Genomic DNA, 18,916 nt, shown 5'->3' with positions numbered 1-18,916 from the left:
TTTGGTAAAATTTAATCCGCATAGGCTAACTATAGATTTAGATTGGGAGACTTAAAATTTAACTGTTGCGAAGTTCCCAGAACCTGTTCATTCATAATAGAGTAGATATATGGAATTTGTAAACCCATAAAACTATGGGTTTACCCCGTAGAATTACGGGGCATTTTAATGCTTACTGCTATATGCGTTATTGCAATAACTTTGCTTTTTTAAACTTGACCAACATTCTGTTTTTAGTAAAAACCATACTGAAGCTTAAGTTGCTGCACGTAATCATTCTTATAAGCGTGTATTGTTTGTGTTTAGCTTTACCATCGCATGGGCAGAAGGTGGAATTTGAGCGATTCTCTGTAGAGCATGGCTTGTCCAGTACAAGTGTGCAGTGCATTTTCCAGGATCAGCAAGGTCTTATCTGGCTGGGCACCTTAGACGGACTGAATTCATGGGATGGCTATACTTTCAAAACCTATAAGCACGATCCTAAAGACACAACAACAATTTCTCATAGCTGTGTTTGGTCTATTTATCAGGATAAGCAGGGTAGACTGTGGGTAGGTACCATGTATGGCTTGAATCTATTCGATCCAAAAACAGAAAAATTCCAGCGTTATCATATTGTTCCGGAGGGAGCATTGCCTCAGGAAGTATTTTTGAAAAACAGCATCCGTGCTATTACTGAAACGAATTCAGGGCAACTGGTATTGGGCACCTGGGGTGACGGACTCCGTTTTTTTGATAAGGACATAAAAGTTCTCTTGCCCAAAGAACTCAAGAAAATTAAACTTGCTTCAGATAGTGTTTTCAGTATCATCAACGATTCTGCAAACCTTTGGGTAGGGACAACTTCAGGGCTCACATATGTTGATTTAACCAAGGACAGTACAGTACATTTTAAGCACAAGGCTGAAGACACAAAGTCCCTGTCGGATAACTATGTATTTATAGTATATAAGGATAGTAAGCAACAGCTTTGGGTTGGTACAGTTAATGGCTTGAATAAATTTGATGTTAAATCGAAAACTGCTGAGCGATTTTATCACAAGCCCGATCAGCCCTCCACTATTTCAAACAATAACATACAGAGCATATGCGAAGACAAGCATGGCAGGCTTTGGGTTGGAACCAGAGATGGCTTGAATCTCTTGGATGTTGCCAAAAAGACTTTCAGGGTATACAAACACCAACCCAATTCAAATAAATCACTTTCAGACAATTTTGTCTATAGTATATTTGAAGAAGCCTCGGGTCATCTTATTATAGGAACACATGGTAACGGCATCAATGTACTTGATGGCCTGGCAAAAGAATTCACTTCTTACGCGCATGACCCGGCAGATCCGAAATCACTATCGGCAAATCTGGTTTGGTCAATTTTCAAAGACAGTAAAGCGCGCCTGTGGGTAGGTACAACGAAAGGACTTAATCTTTACAAGGAGGACGGAAGTTTTGAAAATCATCGCCACAGTTCCTTTTCTTCAAATTGGTTTCCTGATTTTAATATCATGTCTATTTCTGAAGATACTGCAGGCAAGCTATGGATAAGTACTTTAGAAAACGGTGTCGCTGTGCTTGATCTTATTGCTAAAACAACCACTTGGCACAATCCCAACCAAGCCTCAACACTTACAAGCAATAACATAGGACCTGTCTACAGAGATAGGGCGGGTAACATGTGGGTAGGGAACGGTAGTGCACTTAGTCTGTTTGAACCATCTACAAAAAAGTTCATACACCATCGCAACATTCTTGGCGATTCAGTCAATCAAAAAATCTTTATAATCACCATTCAGGAGAACAATGAAGGTAAACTTTGGTTAAGCACAAATGTTGGAGCAAGTCTATTTGATCCAAAAACAAAAACATTTACCAACTACATTCATAACGACAAGGATACAACAACCTTGTCAGCTTCCTATGTAATGCATGCACTCGAGGATAGTAAGGGCAGAACCTGGTTCGGTACTGACCATGGATTGAATTTATTGAATAAACAGACCCAGACTTTTAATACAATGCACTATGGAGGGATCGAGTATCCTGGAGATTATTTCTATGAAGTACTGGAAGATAGCAGAGGTAGACTATGGAGTGGTACGAACAAAGGATTGCTTTGTTTTACTCCAGCTGTGGATTTTTCACCTGGCGAAGGTCGCTGGGGAACGATAAGAAATTACACTAAGGCTGATGGTTTGCAACATGATGAATTTAATGGAGGTGCTTTCTTCAAGGACAGTAATGGTACCATGTACCTTGGGGGCATCAACGGATTTACAATTTTTCATCCGGATAGCATTCAGGATGATGTCTTTCTTCCTCCTTTACTAATCTCAGGACTTGAACTATTCAACAAGCCTGTAAGTCCAGGCAAAGAGATTCATGATTTTATATTACCGACTTCCATGACTGAGACAAGTGAATTAATGCTGTCTTATAAAGAATCTGTCTTTACACTAAAGTTTTCTGCTTTAGCCTATGCCAAAGCAAAAGAATTTAAGTATGCATATCAATTGCAAAATTTTGAGGAAGACTGGAACTATGTAGATGCAGACAGACGCTTTGCTACTTATACCAATCTTGATCCTGGCAAATATGTGTTTCGCGTAAAAGCAGCCAATCGTGATGGCCTTTGGGGAGAGGAGCGGCTGTTAACAATTATTATTTCACCACCCTGGTGGCAAACATGGTGGTTCAAAGTGTTGCTTGTACTTAGCGCTATTGGAGCGGTGGTATTACTTCTGTTTATCAGAACTAAAAGCATCAGACAAAAGAATCAAGTATTGAGGGTGGCAGTGCTATTGAAAACCAAGGAACTTAATGAAAAAAATGAAGAACTCACCGTTCAAACCGCCTTGTTGCAACAAAAGAACCTGGAACTGGAAAGGGCTAAAGGGCAACTGGAATTTGAGTTACAATATCAACACCAACGACAACTGTTGAAGTTGAGTATTGATGTTCAGGAGGGAGAGCGCAAACGCATTGCGCAGGATTTGCATGATGAACTGGGAGCCGTGCTCTCTATTGCCCGCATGCACTTAGTCCATCTTGAAAGTGTACAATCCGAAAAAAATACTTTGCAAGGTCTGCAACAGGCACGTGTGCTGACTGAAAATGCACTTGTAACCATGCGCAGAATCAGTCATGAACTGATGCCTTTGCAATTGCAGAAATACGGACTGATAAAAACACTTGAAGCGCTGGTAAATCAGATCAACGATGCCAATAAAATAACCGTTCAGTTAATATCACCTGAAGATGAACCACGCTGGTCAAAGCCCGTTGAACTTGGCTTATATAGGGTTTTAATGGAGATGATAAACAATACAATCAAACATACACAAGCAGATTGTATCTGGATACAGCTACACCAATCGCTGGAGCATATCGTAGTTTTGTATTCCGACAATGGAAATGGCCTGCCGGAAAACCATAACAAGGGACTCGGTCTTCAGAACATAGATGCGCGCATAAACGCGCTTGGCGGCACGTTTGAAATCGTTAAAGAGCCTGCCACAGGATTTAATGCCAGAATAATAATTCCACTGTAATTAGAACAATCATCATGAACAAAAATTCATTAGCTGAAACAACAAGTATCAAGATAGGATTAGTGGAGGATCAGTTTTTATTCCGTCAGGGTATGCGGGCTATTCTTCATACGCGTCCGGGATTAGAAGTTGTTTTTGAATCGGCTGAAGGTTACACAGTAATTGATAAGCTAAATGAAAGCACAATATTACCAGATGTCATGCTGGTAGATTTATCGCTACCACAATTGGGTAATGAGGAATTTGGTGGCAAAGAGGTGACGATAGCCTTACGCAAGCATTTCCCTGAGATAAAAATCATTATACTCTCAGGACATGAGGATGAAAACTTTATTGCCGACCTGATCGGAAGCGGGGCGCATGGATATTTAATAAAAGACAGTGATCCAAGTGAAGTATTTGAAGCCATTGCATCCGTTAAAGAGAAAGGATCTTACATCAATCCCCGCGCATTGAGGGCTATTCAAAACCAGTCAGGGAGAAAGAAAGCGAGCCCTGGACTTAGCTCGCCATTAACGAAAAGGGAAGAAGAGGTACTTCAACTGATCTGTCTTCAACTTACTTCCGAGGAGATCGGTGAAAAACTCTCCATCAGTGTTAAGACTGTCAATGGTTACCGCATAAGCTTACTGGAGAAAACAAACTCGATTAATGTAGCGGGCTTAACCTTGTATGCAGTGAAAAATGGCATCGTAAAATTATGATGCCTAATCTTTGCTACTGTTAAACGCAGCTTCAATAATACGCATTACGTTAATGCCATCCTGAGCAGATACGGGTACCGCTTCATTGTTAACAATGGCCTGATACATGGCCTCATAAAAGGACAAATAATTACCTCGTAAGGTGGGTACACGCTCACGTATTGTCTTACCATCTTCTACATAATGCAGAATGCCTTGTTCGGCTTCTGGTTCTTCACCCCAGTCAGGCAAGCTTGGTTTTTCTCCGGCCTGCAATCGTATTTCCTGTCTGTCGCTGCGCGATTTTACAAAGGAGCCATTGCGGGCATGAAGAATGTACGCGGGGCCCACTTCTTTTACAAAGTATCCTGATTTTAAGCGTACGCGATGATTGGGATAATAAAGTATTATCTCGAAGTAATCATCTACACGGGAATGTTCACGGGTAATGGCTATGTCTGCAAAGACTGCTTTGGGCATGCCAAAAAGCACCAGCACCTGATCAATCAGGTGAGGCCCAAGATCATTTACAATACCTGCACCAGGTCCGGGCGTTTCTTTGTGTTGTTTAGGACTCAGTACAGGATTGAAACGATCGAAAGAGAAAGTCACTTCAACGAGGTCTTTTAACTTGCCACTGTCAAGTACATGTTTCACCGTCATGAAATCACTGTCCCACCTGCGATTCTGGAATACCGCTAACTTTTTATTTTGTCTGGCGGCAAGCGATTTCAATTCTTCTGCTTCTGCAACGGTGGTGGTGAAAGCTTTCTCTACTACAACGTGCTTGCCTGCCAACAGGCATTGCCTGGCATAATCGAAATGAGTATAGGTGGGTGTGTTGACAATAACAAGACTTATGCTTTCATCATTCAGTATAGCATCTATGGATGGGTAGCCTTTAGCATTCGCATAGTGTTTTGAGATTTCATCTTTGGAACGCTCCCAGGCACCGGCTATCTCATAGCCACCTTGTGCTTCAAGAAAGGGCGCATGAAAAACCCGCCCCGACATACCAAATGATAGCAATGCTGTTTTTATTTTCTGCATGTACAAATATGCATACTTTGTGTGCTTTAAAAACACAAAATTTTACATTTCTACCTTGCGTGCAAAGCATGTTGATCAGCGATATAGTCGAATGGAGCTTAGCTTATCAAGTTGCTTCAATAGCCCTGATCTGTGCTTTGTATTGTGCGGGAAGAAGCATTTCCTTCATCAGCCAATCAAGTTTAATGCGTTTGCTGATTTTATACAGACCGAGCAGGGGAGGCACAATTGAAAATTTCCTAAAACGCAATAAACTGCTCACTGCTGGAGGAGCAAGGTGATTTTGTACTTCTTTCAATATAAAATAACGCAAAGGCCCAAGGTGTTTTTTATATTGTAGAAATAGATCAGCGCTATGGTGACTGTATTCCAGATGTTGCTGAAGGTGTTCTGCGCGCTGCACATACCATGCTTCGAGATTTTCAGGTAAATCAGCTATGCCCATCCCTACACCCAATCGCTGGAAGACAGCAAATACTTCCTGCTTTTCTTCCAGTGTTAGCTTGCGTTCCAGGGTCTCATAAGAGCGGATTGAATAATCAACAAGCATATAGAGTACATCGCGGTAGGCCCACTGTGGTATGCTTGTGCCTCTTTTAGTTTCAACACTACCATGGATGTGAACAAGATTACTAATGGCTTGTTCTGCCACTTTTTTTTCAGACAGAATAATGGCATGCGCATACTTTACAGTGCTGAAAAGCCGGTTCAAGGGATCAGCAGGGAGTTTGCCTGTGAAGTATAACCAATCTACCGCTTTGTTCAATGCAAACTCAGCAGCAGCACCCGCAAAGATGAAGAGTACGGTGTCGCTCTTTCCCCAAATTTTACGCACAATGGAATTGTCAGTAACAAAATATTCCTGCTTCATATAAAAATCTTTCGCTGCCTGTATACTTCAACTACTAAAACAAGTATGATCCCTGCTGTGTAGGCAACGATATCCAACCAGGCAAAAGAATTGCCAATAACTGTATTCGCCAATTTAGAATTTTCCAATCCTATTTTTTCAACAAAGTTGATAGATTGCAGCCACTCTATAAAAAATGAGAAGAGCAAAACGCCTACGGCAGTTTGTTTATAGGACCAGCTGAAAAAAGACTGGATAAAACAATAAATCAGGATAACCACCAGCACATCTCCTAGGTAAGGTCTTACAAAACGATCGCGGACAAAAAGTGCAATCAATACTTCAACAACAAAAATAATTGAAGTTATGATAAAGTAAGTTTTATTGAAACGTATCATTGCGTGGGATAAGCGGTATTATTTTTTGATTTTGTGCTCTGAAGAACTTGAGTTGAATAACAATAACAATGCTGAGTACTACAAGTAAAAACCAGGAAGATATTTTTCCGAGACTCACCATTTTCCATCCTTCGTGTTGTGTGGCATATTTCCAGGCACCTAAGTAGGTGGCAATATTCTCACCAATCCAGATAAAAAAACCGATGAGTAAAAAAGAGAGCACGAGGGGCATTTTTCTTTCTACATTATTGGTATTGAAAACCACTTTTGTTTTCCAAAAAATGATGACCAACAAAAAAGTCAGCACCCAGCGAAAATCGTATATATAGTGGTGGGTGAAGAAATTGAGGTAAATGCTGATAGAGATGAAAGCAGCAGGAAGCAAACCAGGCCAGTTTTCCAGTCTTAACTTATTCCAACGCCAGGCCTGACAAACATAGCTGCCCACACTGGCATACATAAAACCACTGTATAGAGGCACATCAAATATTTTAGTATAAGCAAACTCAGGATAAGACCATGAGTGCATGGCTACCTTGAATATCTCCATGAATAAACCCAGTAAATGAAACAGGGTGATGACGAGTAATTCTGCGCCCGACTCCACTTTAGAAAAGTACAGGATGGCTTGCATCGCGATACAGGCGATGAGCAGAAAATCGTAGCGTGGTAAAAAGGGTATGTTTACCAGATTGGATACTATGAGCATACAAAAAATAAAAGCCGGGAATACACAAGCTAAAACCTGCTTGATGCCAAAGGAGAAGAGTTCCTTCCAATATTTCTCTAGCAAGCCATCGCCACTTCTGGCGCGCGCAAAGTACAGTACATGCATGAGCTGTTTCAACGGAAGGGCAGTGGTTTTATATAAACGAATAAGCAAGACGAAGCATTACAACATGATATATACATTTGGCGTTTTAACCGTGAGTAGAAATGAGGTAATCAGAGTTAAGGCAATAGCAGCACCAAGCAGCATGTGCTTGCTTAATGTCAGACGATTGTGATTTGTTGTACTTGTTATCATAATCGTATTGGATATTAAGCATTGGATTTATTAAGTTGCCTGGCTTCTTCAAGGGATACAAAACGAAATAACATCCCCGCGATAACATATAACGCAGTAAAGAATCCATTAACTCCGATAATTTCTTTAATAGAGCTGCCAGGATAATGCTGCATGTCAGCGGCCAGTGCGATGATGGCGATAATCATAAAAGTAGAGGCCATAGCAAACATAGTGCACTCCATGCCACGCGAAGAGAAACGAGCAAAGTAAGTCCCCACCAGGCCAACAAGTATAACAGCCGCATACATCAGGTTACCAACATGCGCGCCACCCCCAATTAGGCCTACGGCCAGGTTAGACCAAATAAGTAGAAAGGTAGAACTCATGGCAAAAACCATGGCTATCTTGTAAATGTAGTTAGAGGAGAAAGCAGTGAGTAGAACAAAGGCAGCACCAGTACCAAAAAATAATATGCCCATAATGATAAAGTCCCCCACACTCCAATCTACTTCTGTGGTATACTGCATAGCAACCAAAGGGACTAGTAAGAGTATGGCTGTAATGACAGCAACAATCATGAGCGGTTTAACGAGATTTACATCTGCATTCATGCTGTTAAAATTTGAATTAAGACTTTTCTTGCGCTAACAATTACTATACTGTTTTTTTAAGCGTGCGTAAGCGATACCGTATAATAAAATACCAAACACTCCCGATCAGCAAGAGTAGGAGTGGAAGGGCACCAGGTTCGCTATCGGCATATATCTTAAAAGCAAGTAGCACTAAGGCAAAAAGCAAGAGGATGCTCGCCATAAGTTTTTGCCTGCGCAAAGTGTATGATTTTTCGGTATTCATGGAGATACTATTTGAATGACGATGCAAGGTAATTAAAAGTACTTTTAATTTCAAAGTGATTAAATGTAAAATTGACAAAAACCTCCTTTTTTTCATGAAAATAGTCTTTTGGATAGGGGAGAACTACCCTGGGTCAGCAGTTCAACACTTGGATCATGGAAATTAATTGTTGGGCAGTGCTTATCTATAGGCTTACTACATCACCATACATGACATCGTGAGGAATAATCATGCGCTGTGATCGGAACCTTAGCTTCAGGCATACAATTTTGTGGATGCTATTCACTTTGGCACTGATGCTACATTGCAAAAAAAGGTAGTGAATATTCTTTTGTATGACATTTGATTTTTAAAATATTTTAGAAGTGGATAAACACGCAGTGCGATACGAGACCGTAGACTTAACAAATGCAGGCTAGACACAACTCCCTACATCATCAATACCAAAGGTCATGGATTTAAGCAGGCTCAGGTTATTGTCAGGGTCAGAGGACGCACAAATTTTGCTTAAAGTTACTTTAGCATTATCTTGTGTTACTAAAGCTGTTTTTTCTGTCTCTATGCCTTTGATCAAAGCTTCGTGGCTCACACTTGTATTACTTTTAAGTGTAATTTTTACAGTGGGTGCGCAGCATACTCGGACTGTGGCCTTCAATCAACAACTGACTGTCACCTGCGATAATAATTTCTTATTGTTTAATGGCGATGATGGCTACTATACCAGTGGTTTGTTTTTGCGTTACGACAGATTGCGCAGCAAGACATTACCTAATGTAGCGAAGCAGGTTTTTTCTTTTGAAGCTGGTCAACAAATTTACACCGCGCACAGTCGTAAGATATTACCTAATCCTACCCAGCAGTTTCCTGGAGGCCTGGATGAAATAGACCGGCCCATCGCTGGCTACCTGTACGCTAAAATATCCGTGAACACAATATTCAATAATAATAAGCTGCTCAACCTGGGTATTTCAGTGGGTAGCATTGGAGAAAATTCTTTCGGAAGCGAAGCCTATGCTTTTTGGCATCGTGTAATAGGTGTAAAGGAGCATTGGAACTGGGTCTGGGATCATCAGGTAGAGGACGTTTTAGGTGCAAACCTGCATGGCACTTTTGCAGCACCTTTAATACGCCAGGCCAAAAAAATTCAGCTGACACCAATAACAGAGGCAAGGATGGGTACCAGCTTTATGGATTTTAAGCAAGCACTCTTATTTGAGTACGGCAAGTTGCTGTCGATCAGCAACAGCAGTTATTGGCACACAAAATTGCAATCCACAGCACGTGCAGAAGGTAGTCAACATGAATTGTCGGTGTATTATAAGCCAGCGCTTAGCTACCAGTTGTACAACGCCACAATAGAAGGTGGGAGGTTTAATGAGCCGCAGGGTATTGTTGGGGCTCCCGAACCCTGGGTAATAAGCCACGAAATTGGCTTGCGCTTTTCTACACCACGGTATTGCCTGTCGTATCAGTTTGTTGTGCAAAGCAAAGAAGCAAAACTTCAGTTCCGGAACCAGTCTTATGGAAGTTTGAGCATGGCCTACCGTTTTGGCAAGTCTGTAGACCAATAAGTTTGCTGGCTGTGGTGCTAAATTAACGTACTCGATAGTGAAGGTTGATCAAGCAAGATGAATCACACTTTTTTACACTGCCGAATTTAAAACTATTTAAGGCTTACAGGAATCAATAGAACGTATAGGTAAGTAACCTTTTGTTCTTACCTGAGTATTACCCTAAATAAGCACCTTATGATCAGAAACTACTTGTTGATTGCCCTGCGAAACATCCGCCAGAGTCCGCTCTATGCATTCATTAACATATTTAGTCTGGCCATAGGTCTGGCTGCCTGTTTGGTTATTTATCTCTTTATTCGGGATGAACAAAGCTTCGATGCTTTTCACACCAAGAAGGAAGTTATTTACCGCCTGGACGAGGTGCAGAATTTTACAGGTACCAATGTGCAAAAGGTCGCGCTGAGTATGCCGGGCATGGGGCCTAATTTGCAGAAGGAGTTTCCTGAAGTGGCCATGTACACGCGCTTTATGTGCAGGCCAAAACAATTGGTGGGAGATAACGACAAAAAATTTCTATTACCCAACCTGGCCACGGTTGACAGTACTTTTCTGGAGATGTTTGATTTTGCTGTACGCATTGGCGACAAATCTACCGCGCTGGATGAGCCTTACTCCATGATGCTGACTGAGGAAACGGCTTTGAAATTTTTTAATAGCATTGATGAGGCTGTGGGTAAGTCCCTGACTTTTCGGGACAAGGAATATAAAGTGACCGGTATTCTGGAAAATATTCCGGAGAACTCGCACATGCAGTTTGATGCACTCGTCTCCATGACTACCTTGACCAGCGAGAACAAGGCTTTTAATGATCGTTGGGGAAGCAACTTTTTAAATACATATCTGGTATTGCACAGTGGTACAGATGTAAAGGCATTGGAAGAAAAGTTTCCTGCTTTCTTAAGACGGCACATGGACGATCCGCAGATTAATACCTACTATGTGCTCTTCCTGCAACAATTGAAAGATGTACATTTGGCATCGACAGACATAGAACACGATTACAACAACTACCGCAAATTCAATGGCAAGTACCTGGACGTATTTGCTATTGTTGGTTTCTTTATCATCCTGATTGCCTGCGTTAATTTCATGAACCTGAGCACGGCCAGGTCATCGCACCGTTGGAAAGAAATTGGTGTGCGCAAAACTGCGGGCGCAAAAAAGGGGCAACTGTTTATGCAATTCATTTTTGAATCAACAGTGCTGGCCACCTTGGCATTGGTCTTGGCTTTTTGTATCGATCTATTATTACTTCCGCTCATCAATAATGCAATTAACCGTCAACTCTCCTTGCTGCCATTGTTTGAAGTACAAAACATCACCTATGTATTACTGGCTACTGTAGTGCTGGGTGCCATTACAGGCATTTATCCATCGGTGTACATGACATCCTTTAATGTATCACGTGTATTAAAAGGAGGCGATGCTGCATCAAACAGCAAGTCAGTATTCAGATCTGGTTTAGTGGTGGTGCAATTTGGCCTGGCCTTGGCTATGATTGTAAGCACTTTTATTGTGGTGCAACAACTCTCTTTCATGAAAACCAAAGACCTGGGTTTCAATAAAGACCAAATGATGCTGATAGACATGAATGGTGAAGCCAATGAAAAATTTGAAGTGATGCGGACGGAGCTGAAGCGCAGCCCTTATATTTTAGGTGTAACAGCCAGCGGTCAGCGCTTAGGAGAAAATTTTCATCAGACATCATTCAAAGTAAAAGGGGATACAGGTGTGTTCTCCATTACCCCCTCTAACGTAAATGTTGATTACGAGTACCTTGATGTGTATGGTATACAATTGAAAGAGGGCAGAAAGTTTTCGAAAGACCGCAGCACAGATAAAGACTTCGCTTTTATTATCAATGAAGCTTTTGCGAAAGAGCTGGGCATCAAAGAAATTATTGGTACACCAGCCGGAATGGGCTGGTACCATAACGATACACTGGGAACAATTATCGGTGTGGCAAAAGATTTTAATTTCAATTCACTGCATTATAAAATTAACACCTTGCAAATGTCGGTACACCCGGAGTGGGGCTATGATGAGATGTCGGTGAAGATTGATGAAGCCCACACAGAAGAAGCGATTGCATTTATCAAGAAGACCTGGGAGGAGCATGTTTCTTATCCCTTTGATTATTCTTTTCTGGATGCACATTTTGAAAACCTCTACCGGTCAGATAAACAAATGAGTGCTGTGGTTACGATTATGGCGGGACTGGCTATTCTGATTTCATGTATGGGGCTTTTTGGTTTAGCAGCCATTACGACTACCCGAAAAACAAAAGAAATTGGTATACGAAAAGTCCTTGGTGCCTCAGAGGCACAACTCACTTTAATGTTGTCGCAAAGTTTTGCCGTGCTCATTGCCATTTCGTTTGTGTTGGCCAGCCCGTTAACCTATTGGCTGCTCTTGCAATGGTTGAATGGCTTTGCATACCGTATTACTATTAATCCCCTTATTTTTATACTGGGTGGTTTGCTGGCTCTAAGCATCGCATTGGTCACGATTGGTTATCACACATTGCGCTCAGCACGCAGAAATCCGATACAATCATTACGGTCAGAGTAAAAAAGTTTGTACGCATTAGATACATTGAAAGGATTGTGCAGACTTACTGTACAATCCTTTTTTTTGATGTCCTTTACAATCCCAGGTTGTTAACTTTTTCAGCATAAGTGGAGTCCCCAAGACTTTGCATGAGTGTAGCAGCTTGTGTGAGCATATACCGATCCAGGCGCGTAACAGTTTTGTTTTCTGAAAGATTTTGCTTTGTCTGGCTGTAGTAAAAATTGAACAAATCTTCTGTTACACTTTTGGCGAGTATGGTGTTATCAAGTTCAATCAGTAATTCTGCTGTATACAGATCCGTGTATGCAGGAAGTAAGTGCGGATGGTGTAATTTTTCCAGTGATGCTTTGATCACCTCCGCTGCTTTATCTTTATTGCCTGCCAGAACATAAGCTTCTGCCAGTGAATTAAAAGCTTGTCGCAGCGGCACGATCATGCGTGCATGATAATCTTCATAGTTAAAGTGTACTGACTCATCAGCCAGATTAGAGAAGTTACTTTTTTCCACAAGATTTTTATAAGTCAGGTCGGTATTTACAGCCAAACCCTCTTCACTTCTCATAGTGGTAAGCCGGTAGAGCAGCCCTTCTTGCTCCAGGTAAGGTTGGAGATCGATTCCCAGACTATTCATGGAGCTTACATTAAAGTAAAACGGTCTTTTCCAGTCATTGCTTACGATCAGGTCGAGTATGGCCAGCGCATTTTTCTCCAGATAATTACCGCTGAGGTTAAATGATAAGGTTGCCGCAGGATCATATGGTATTTTTAGTTTTAACAAGCGTGTTGGTACGATGTGATAGGCTTCTTCATTATAACCCACTCTCTTTAATGCAGAATGTTCATCACTAAGGAGTTTGAGGTATTGCTGTACATCAATGCCCTGCTTGATTTTATCATCAATGTAAAGCACATCATTTGGTCCGTATTGCCGATAATCTTTTTCGGTGAGGGTGAGTTGTAAAGGCGCTGAAGTGTAATATTGTTTACGGAGTTGATTGATGTACCAGTCTGTATTGAAATAACTTAATACAACCACACGAACATCAGTGCGAAAGCCTTCAACCTCCTGTAAATACCAAAGCGGAAAAGTATCATTGTCACCTCCGGTAAAGAGTATAGCATTAGGTGCACAGGTATTCAGCATGGCTTTGGCATAATCAATCTGAAAGGTTCTGCCAGCGCGGTTGTGGTCATCATAATTCTGATAACACATCCAGGCAGGAAGTAATAAACTGATGCTGGCAATGAGTATTTGAGTACTGTGTGATTTGTTGAATAGTAACGCGATTGACAATAGCCCCAAACCCACCCAAATGGCAAAAGCGATGTAAGAAGCAACGTAGATGTAGTCTCGCTCCCTTGGTTCAATAGGGGGTGAGTTGAGATAGAGCGCCAATATCAAACCAGTGCAGAGAAAGAAAACGAGGTTGACAGTAAATCCCTTTTTATCCTTTTGAAATTGCACCCAGGCTCCGATAAGCCCCAGTATTAGGGGGATCATCCAGTATTGATTACGGGCACGCTCAAAGTGGCCCTTACTAAGTCTATCCCAGGGCTTAAGCCAGGCACTATCTTGTACATCACTTTCCCTGCCAGCAAAATTCCATAGCAAGTAGCGCATATACATATGACCAAGCTGATAGCTGAGCATGAATTTTATGTTATGAACAAAATCAGGTTTTTCACCTGGTTTCATGCCTAGCCATTGACGATATGCTTCAATATGGTTGGCATCTCGGCTGTATAAACGGGGTAATATTGTCTGCCTCGATTTTTCAAATTCATAATCAGCGCGACTTCCTGCTATTTTGTAGTGGTGACTGTCTTTGTAATAAGCTTTATGTGTTGCGTTTACTTTTTCGATTTGGGCATCAAAGTACGGACCATACAGCAAGGGGCTTGAAGGATAAGACTCCCGGTTCATATAGGCTTTTATCTGATACAAGTCTTCAGGATTGGTTTCATCAATGGGCGGGTTTTGATTAGACCTGATGAACAACATGAGATAAGGCAGAAAACCCAGCAAGAGAAAAAGTGAGGCCCATGTGTACATCTTATAGCTGGCAAACCTTTTCAGGAGGAAATAAAATCCAATGAAAAGAAGAAGTAATAAAATCAAGGCTCCACTGTAAAAAGGTAAATGCAGTGTGTTAACCGCCAGGCGATCGAAAGTAAAGGCAAGACCAAAAATGCCAATGGCTACAAAGCGATTGATGATAAATACAAGCAGCAAGCCCATCAATACCCTAAACAGTACAGGGAAGAGTTTCATTTCATTGTGTTTTGTACTCCATAACAAGGGAAGTATCGGCAGTACAAGCAGACACATGGGATGAATGCAGTAAGCAAGGCCACTCAAATACGCCAATAGTATAAACAGGCGCGAACGGACGGATGCTTCGCTGTCTGCGGCTTGTAGCATGATCCAGACAAGCAGTAAAAGAAAGAAACAGGCGATACCATACGTTTCCGCTTCCACAGCTGTGTACCAGAAAGTATCAGAAAAAGCAAGACACAAACTTCCACAAAGGGCGGCTACCAGTAAAAGACCAGGTTGACCATCCTGCTGTGGCGTCAATAGTTTTTTGCCAAAATGAATGATAATATGATAGACCATAAAAACAGACAAAGCAGAGAAGAAGGCACTCATGGCATTTACATACCAGGCTACTTGTTGCACATCGGTGGCCAGCATAGAGAATAGTCGCCCAAACAATAGAGAAAGGGGTGTACCAGGCGTATGTGGCACTTGCAGTTTGTAGGCTGAAGCAATAAACTCAGCGCAGTCCCATAGACTAGCCGTTGGTTCCAGGGTAATCAGGTAGGTAAGAAAAGCAAAGGTGAAAACCAGTAAGCCCAGGATGTTTGTTCTTTTGTACCATGTAGTTCGAAAATTTTTTAACATGGAAATACCATGACTGCCCATAATTGCAATAGCAGGTAAGAAAAATCCTAGCAGTAACAGGGGAGGAGCCACCCAAAGCGTGGCGATACCAAATCCATTCGCTTCCGGGTCGAAAGCCATACATAAGTAAGCGATCAAAATGAGTAAGCCTGAAACAGTAAAGAGAATAATACTTCGGGTAGTAAACATAATAGATGGATATGCGTACAAGTCTACGGCTATCCATCAGGGAGAATAGTTAATAAGTGTAAAGAAGTGTTAATATAGAGACTCGATGCTTGAGTCTCTTGCTCGATGCTCGAGTCTCTAGTACAGACCCAAGCATTGGGTCTATACCTCAGCCCCAAGCATTGGGTCTGTACGTTAACGAAGTGTTAAAAAACCAGATCCATAAAAATTAAAGGTCTATTTCTTTTGGCACTGCCTATAAAATCTGCAATTTGAAACAGGATTAATAAGCACCACCTACATTCGACCATTCATGAAAAGTACACACCTACGAAGGATTATTATAGGGGGAACCTTTTTACTAATCTGTCTCTTCAGTGTTCAATTGTATTGGTTCAACAGGGCTTTTGATGTGGCCGAGCAACAGTTTGATCACAGCGTACAAATGGCATTAAAGCGAGTGGCAGATTCGGTTTCTGAAAATGCAGAAATTAAAAAACTATCGTCCAACTTCTTTCTGGCAACCACTGAAAGTGAAATCAACAGTGAAGAAGTGGATCAACTGGTAAAAAATGAATTTCAATTGCGGAGTCTTACGTTAGATTATGAAGTAGGTATTTATAATGCAGATGATGACACACTTGTGTATGGAAATTATGTAGGTGCCACACGACAGCAAGTGTTAAAAGAGGGCGCTAAATATCTTGAGGCCGGAGGCATTAAGAATTTAGCCATTTACTTCCCGGGAAAAAGAAGTTATCTGGCAGGAGAACTGAAAATATGGATTTTTTCTACCGCCATACTTTTGCTTTTAGTTGCCTTCTTTGCTTATGCCATCGTTTCGTTGTTGCGGGAAAGAAAATTCTCGGAACTTAAAAACGATTTCATTAACAACATGACGCATGAGTTCAGAACACCTGTAACCAATATTGGCATCGCTGCGGAAATCCTGAAACATAAAACGCAAGAGGATGTGCACTTGTATGTTAATATCCTGATGAAGGAAAATGAAAAGTTGCGACAGAAAATAGATCAGGTTTTATTGGGTGCATCCGTGGAGCAATTCAAACGCCCTGCATTGGCGCAGTTAAACTTGCACCAATTGATTACAGATTGTGTGGAAAACTTTCAATTCAAACTGAATCAACGCCATGGCAATATTCGGGTAGAGCTTAGGGCAAGCAATCCCGAAATTTTAGGCGACCATGCCTTATTATCGCAAGCACTTGCTAACTTAATTGACAACGCAGAGAAGTATTCTCCACAACAACCGAATATTGTAATTCGGACACTGGATACCAACAAGGGCCTCGAAATTCAAGTTGTAGATAAGGGCATTGGCATGGAGTCATCCATGACCAAAAAAGTGTTCGACAAGTTTTTCAGGGTGCCTTCTGGTGATGTACATAATGTAAAAGGCTTTGGCCTGGGACTCAACTTTGTAAAACAGGTAATACACGCGCATAAAGGTTATATAAATTTATGGAGCGAACTGAACCAGGGAACAGAAGTAAGAATAATGCTACCCAACTGATGAAGCAGCGCGAAATAATGCTAGTCGAGGACGATGAGAGCCTTGGCTTTCTGATAAAAGATTCGCTCGATGCCCATGGCTGGAAAGTGAATTTATATACCAGTGGTGAGAAGGGCCTGACTGCCTTTCATAACAATAGTTTCGATCTTTGTATTCTAGACATCATGCTTCCGCAGCAAGACGGTATTTCACTGGCAACAGAAATCAGAAAATATAATCAGCAGGTGCCCATTGTATTTTTAACAGCCAAAAGTCAGATCGAAGACCGCATCCGTGGATTTCAGTCCGGGGCTGATGATTATGTGTGCAAGCCTTTTAGCATTGAAGAATTTAAGTACCGCTTGGAGGCTATTTTAAAAAGAAGTCATGGTGCAGATGTAACCAACAAGCATTCAATATTAAGCGTTGCCAACACTACCCTGGATATCCATAATTTGCTGTTGAATGCCAACGGAAGCACTACACGCCTTACACACAAGGAGTGCAAGCTTTTACAACTTTTTTTCAGGCATGCCGGCAAGCTGGTGGCACGTGAGGTTTTTCTGAAATCCATTTGGGAAGACGATGGCTTTTTTGTTGCCCGCAGCATGGATGTGTTTATTTCTAAACTGCGCAAGTACTTGCAGGCGGATAGTCAACTCAGGATAGAAAATATCAGGGGTGTGGGGTATATCTTGAAAATGGAATAGTTTTATATTTTCATTTTTAAAATATTCACTCTTTCCTGGATTACCTCGAGGAGCATGGGATACAAGCCGCTAAAGATAATCCAGGAGATTATTGGAGCGTACAAAACGATTTTCATCAGATGTTGCAGCAACATACCAAATGACAACAGACATGCTAAATGTATCAGTGAGCATAGCCTGTAAAAAATCACCAGCGTTAAAGGAGCGGCTGTGATTAATTTTAGTTAAAGTCTTTATTATCATCAGTTGACTTTTTATATTGGGTATAATATCCTCAACAAATGAAAAGAGTACATGCTTTAGAGTGGGAAGATTTACAATGGTTTCCCAAGAGCTGGAGAGATTATGGAACAGATTATTTGAGGTTCATTGCAACCAAATTTGATATATATAAACCTGTATTGCCTTTTATAAAGCGTGGTATTGCTAATAGCAGGCAGCAGCATTGGGTAGACTGCGCTTCGGGTGGTGGCAGTGGCTTGATTAACCTGGCGAAGGAATTGAAAGGAGAGGTGCCTAACCTTACAATAACGCTGACTGATTTTTATCCCAACATCAAAGCTTTTGAACGCACACAACAGTCGGAACCAACGGTGTTTGCCTATGAGCCAGCATCCGTTAATGCCATGCATTTACCCGATCATCTGCAGGGGAAATTCAGAACGCTTTTTGGTGCCTTTCATCATTTCAAGCCAGCTGAAGCGCGCAGTATTTTACAAGATGCCCTCGACAGCCATTCGCCAATAGCCATCTTTGAACCCGTAGGAAAAAATGTTGGCAGTTGTTTCTCCATGCTCTTTGTTCCGCTTAATGTATTATTGCTTACACCCTTTATCAGGCCCGTCAGATGGCAGGTATTACCCTTTATATACGTATTACCAATAATCCCTCTTTACATTTTATGGGATGGCATAGCCTCTATTCTCAGAACATATTCAGAAAAGGAATTACGGGAGATGGTGGCCTCACTTAAAAACCATACCCATTATACCTGGGAGATTGGAAAAACCTCGGGTGCCATGCCTGTCTATTACCTGCTCGGCAATAAAAAATAAGAATGACGACCTCAAATAAAGCGAGTTAAA

At 41.4% G+C, this 18,916-nt stretch carries 14 protein-coding genes; 7 read left to right on the top strand and 7 right to left on the bottom strand.

The genetic code is table 11. The features are described from left to right. Window positions 1–134 precede the first annotated feature (134 nt). Window positions 135–3,545, top strand: a complete 3,411-nt coding sequence (locus tag ACO1XM_RS04870) for a ligand-binding sensor domain-containing protein (protein ID WP_486226392.1) — start codon at window positions 135–137, stop codon at window positions 3,543–3,545. A 14-nt stretch (window positions 3,546–3,559) separates the two neighbouring features. Next, window positions 3,560–4,249: a response regulator gene (locus tag ACO1XM_RS04865; RefSeq protein ID WP_486226390.1), complete on the top strand. Its 690-nt coding sequence runs from the start codon at window positions 3,560–3,562 to the stop codon at window positions 4,247–4,249. A 3-nt stretch (window positions 4,250–4,252) separates the two neighbouring features. On the opposite strand, the gene ACO1XM_RS04860 is transcribed toward ACO1XM_RS04865, so the two are convergent. The 6 genes from ACO1XM_RS04860 to ACO1XM_RS04835 form a co-directional block, all read right to left on the bottom strand. Then, window positions 4,253–5,278 (bottom strand): Gfo/Idh/MocA family oxidoreductase, encoded by a 1,026-nt coding sequence (locus ACO1XM_RS04860; protein WP_486226388.1) that lies wholly within the window; start codon window positions 5,276–5,278, stop codon window positions 4,253–4,255. A gap of 106 nt (window positions 5,279–5,384) precedes the next feature. Then, window positions 5,385–6,149, bottom strand: coding sequence for an oxygenase MpaB family protein (locus ACO1XM_RS04855; protein WP_486226386.1), 765 nt, complete (start codon window positions 6,147–6,149; stop codon window positions 5,385–5,387). Beyond that, window positions 6,146–6,526, bottom strand: coding sequence for a ribosomal maturation YjgA family protein (locus tag ACO1XM_RS04850; RefSeq protein ID WP_486226384.1), 381 nt, complete (start codon window positions 6,524–6,526; stop codon window positions 6,146–6,148). Before ACO1XM_RS04850 ends, ACO1XM_RS04855 begins: the two co-directional genes overlap by 4 nt. Continuing rightward, window positions 6,510–7,361: a DUF817 domain-containing protein gene (locus tag ACO1XM_RS04845; RefSeq protein WP_486226382.1), complete on the bottom strand. Its 852-nt coding sequence runs from the start codon at window positions 7,359–7,361 to the stop codon at window positions 6,510–6,512. Before ACO1XM_RS04845 ends, ACO1XM_RS04850 begins: the two co-directional genes overlap by 17 nt. 206 nt (window positions 7,362–7,567) lie before the next feature. Further along, on the bottom strand, window positions 7,568–8,146 hold the full coding sequence (locus ACO1XM_RS04840) for a hypothetical protein (protein ID WP_486226380.1): 579 nt from the start codon (window positions 8,144–8,146) through the stop codon (window positions 7,568–7,570). 43 nt (window positions 8,147–8,189) lie between these two features. Beyond that, window positions 8,190–8,390 carry a hypothetical protein gene (locus ACO1XM_RS04835; RefSeq protein ID WP_486226378.1) on the bottom strand — a complete coding sequence of 67 codons (201 nt, stop codon included), beginning with the start codon at window positions 8,388–8,390 and terminating at the stop codon, window positions 8,190–8,192. A 560-nt stretch (window positions 8,391–8,950) separates the two neighbouring features. On the opposite strand from ACO1XM_RS04835, the gene ACO1XM_RS04830 reads away from it, so the two are divergent. Continuing rightward, the gene (locus tag ACO1XM_RS04830) at window positions 8,951–9,961 is read left to right on the top strand and encodes a lipid A-modifier LpxR family protein (protein ID WP_486226376.1); all 1,011 of its coding nucleotides are present in this window, start codon (window positions 8,951–8,953) and stop codon (window positions 9,959–9,961) included. A gap of 177 nt (window positions 9,962–10,138) precedes the next feature. After that, entirely contained in the window at window positions 10,139–12,535 is a 2,397-nt protein-coding gene (locus ACO1XM_RS04825; protein ID WP_486226374.1) for an ABC transporter permease, read from the top strand. Window positions 12,536–12,608: 73 nt separating this feature from the next. Here ACO1XM_RS04825 and ACO1XM_RS04820 read toward each other — a convergent pair whose 3' ends face one another. Continuing rightward, on the bottom strand, window positions 12,609–15,629 hold the full coding sequence (locus ACO1XM_RS04820) for a glycosyltransferase family 117 protein (protein ID WP_486226372.1): 3,021 nt from the start codon (window positions 15,627–15,629) through the stop codon (window positions 12,609–12,611). A gap of 292 nt (window positions 15,630–15,921) precedes the next feature. On the opposite strand from ACO1XM_RS04820, the gene ACO1XM_RS04815 reads away from it, so the two are divergent. The 3 genes from ACO1XM_RS04815 (at window position 15,922) to ACO1XM_RS04805 (ending at window position 18,886) form a co-directional block, all read left to right on the top strand. Next, a complete protein-coding gene (locus ACO1XM_RS04815) occupies window positions 15,922–17,142 on the top strand; it encodes a sensor histidine kinase (protein WP_486226370.1) in 1,221 nt (406 codons plus the stop codon). Continuing rightward, entirely contained in the window at window positions 17,091–17,831 is a 741-nt protein-coding gene (locus ACO1XM_RS04810; RefSeq protein WP_486226368.1) for a response regulator transcription factor, read from the top strand. The genes ACO1XM_RS04815 and ACO1XM_RS04810 overlap by 52 nt, the downstream gene beginning before the upstream one ends. Before the next feature lie 281 nt (window positions 17,832–18,112). Further along, entirely contained in the window at window positions 18,113–18,886 is a 774-nt protein-coding gene (locus tag ACO1XM_RS04805) for a hypothetical protein (protein WP_486226366.1), read from the top strand. The last annotated feature ends 30 nt before the right edge of the window (window positions 18,887–18,916 follow it).

The sequence above is a fragment of the Chryseotalea sp. genome, assembly GCF_057350905.1.
Note: the sequence above shows the minus strand (reverse complement) of the source record. Positions and strands in the feature narration are given on the sequence as shown.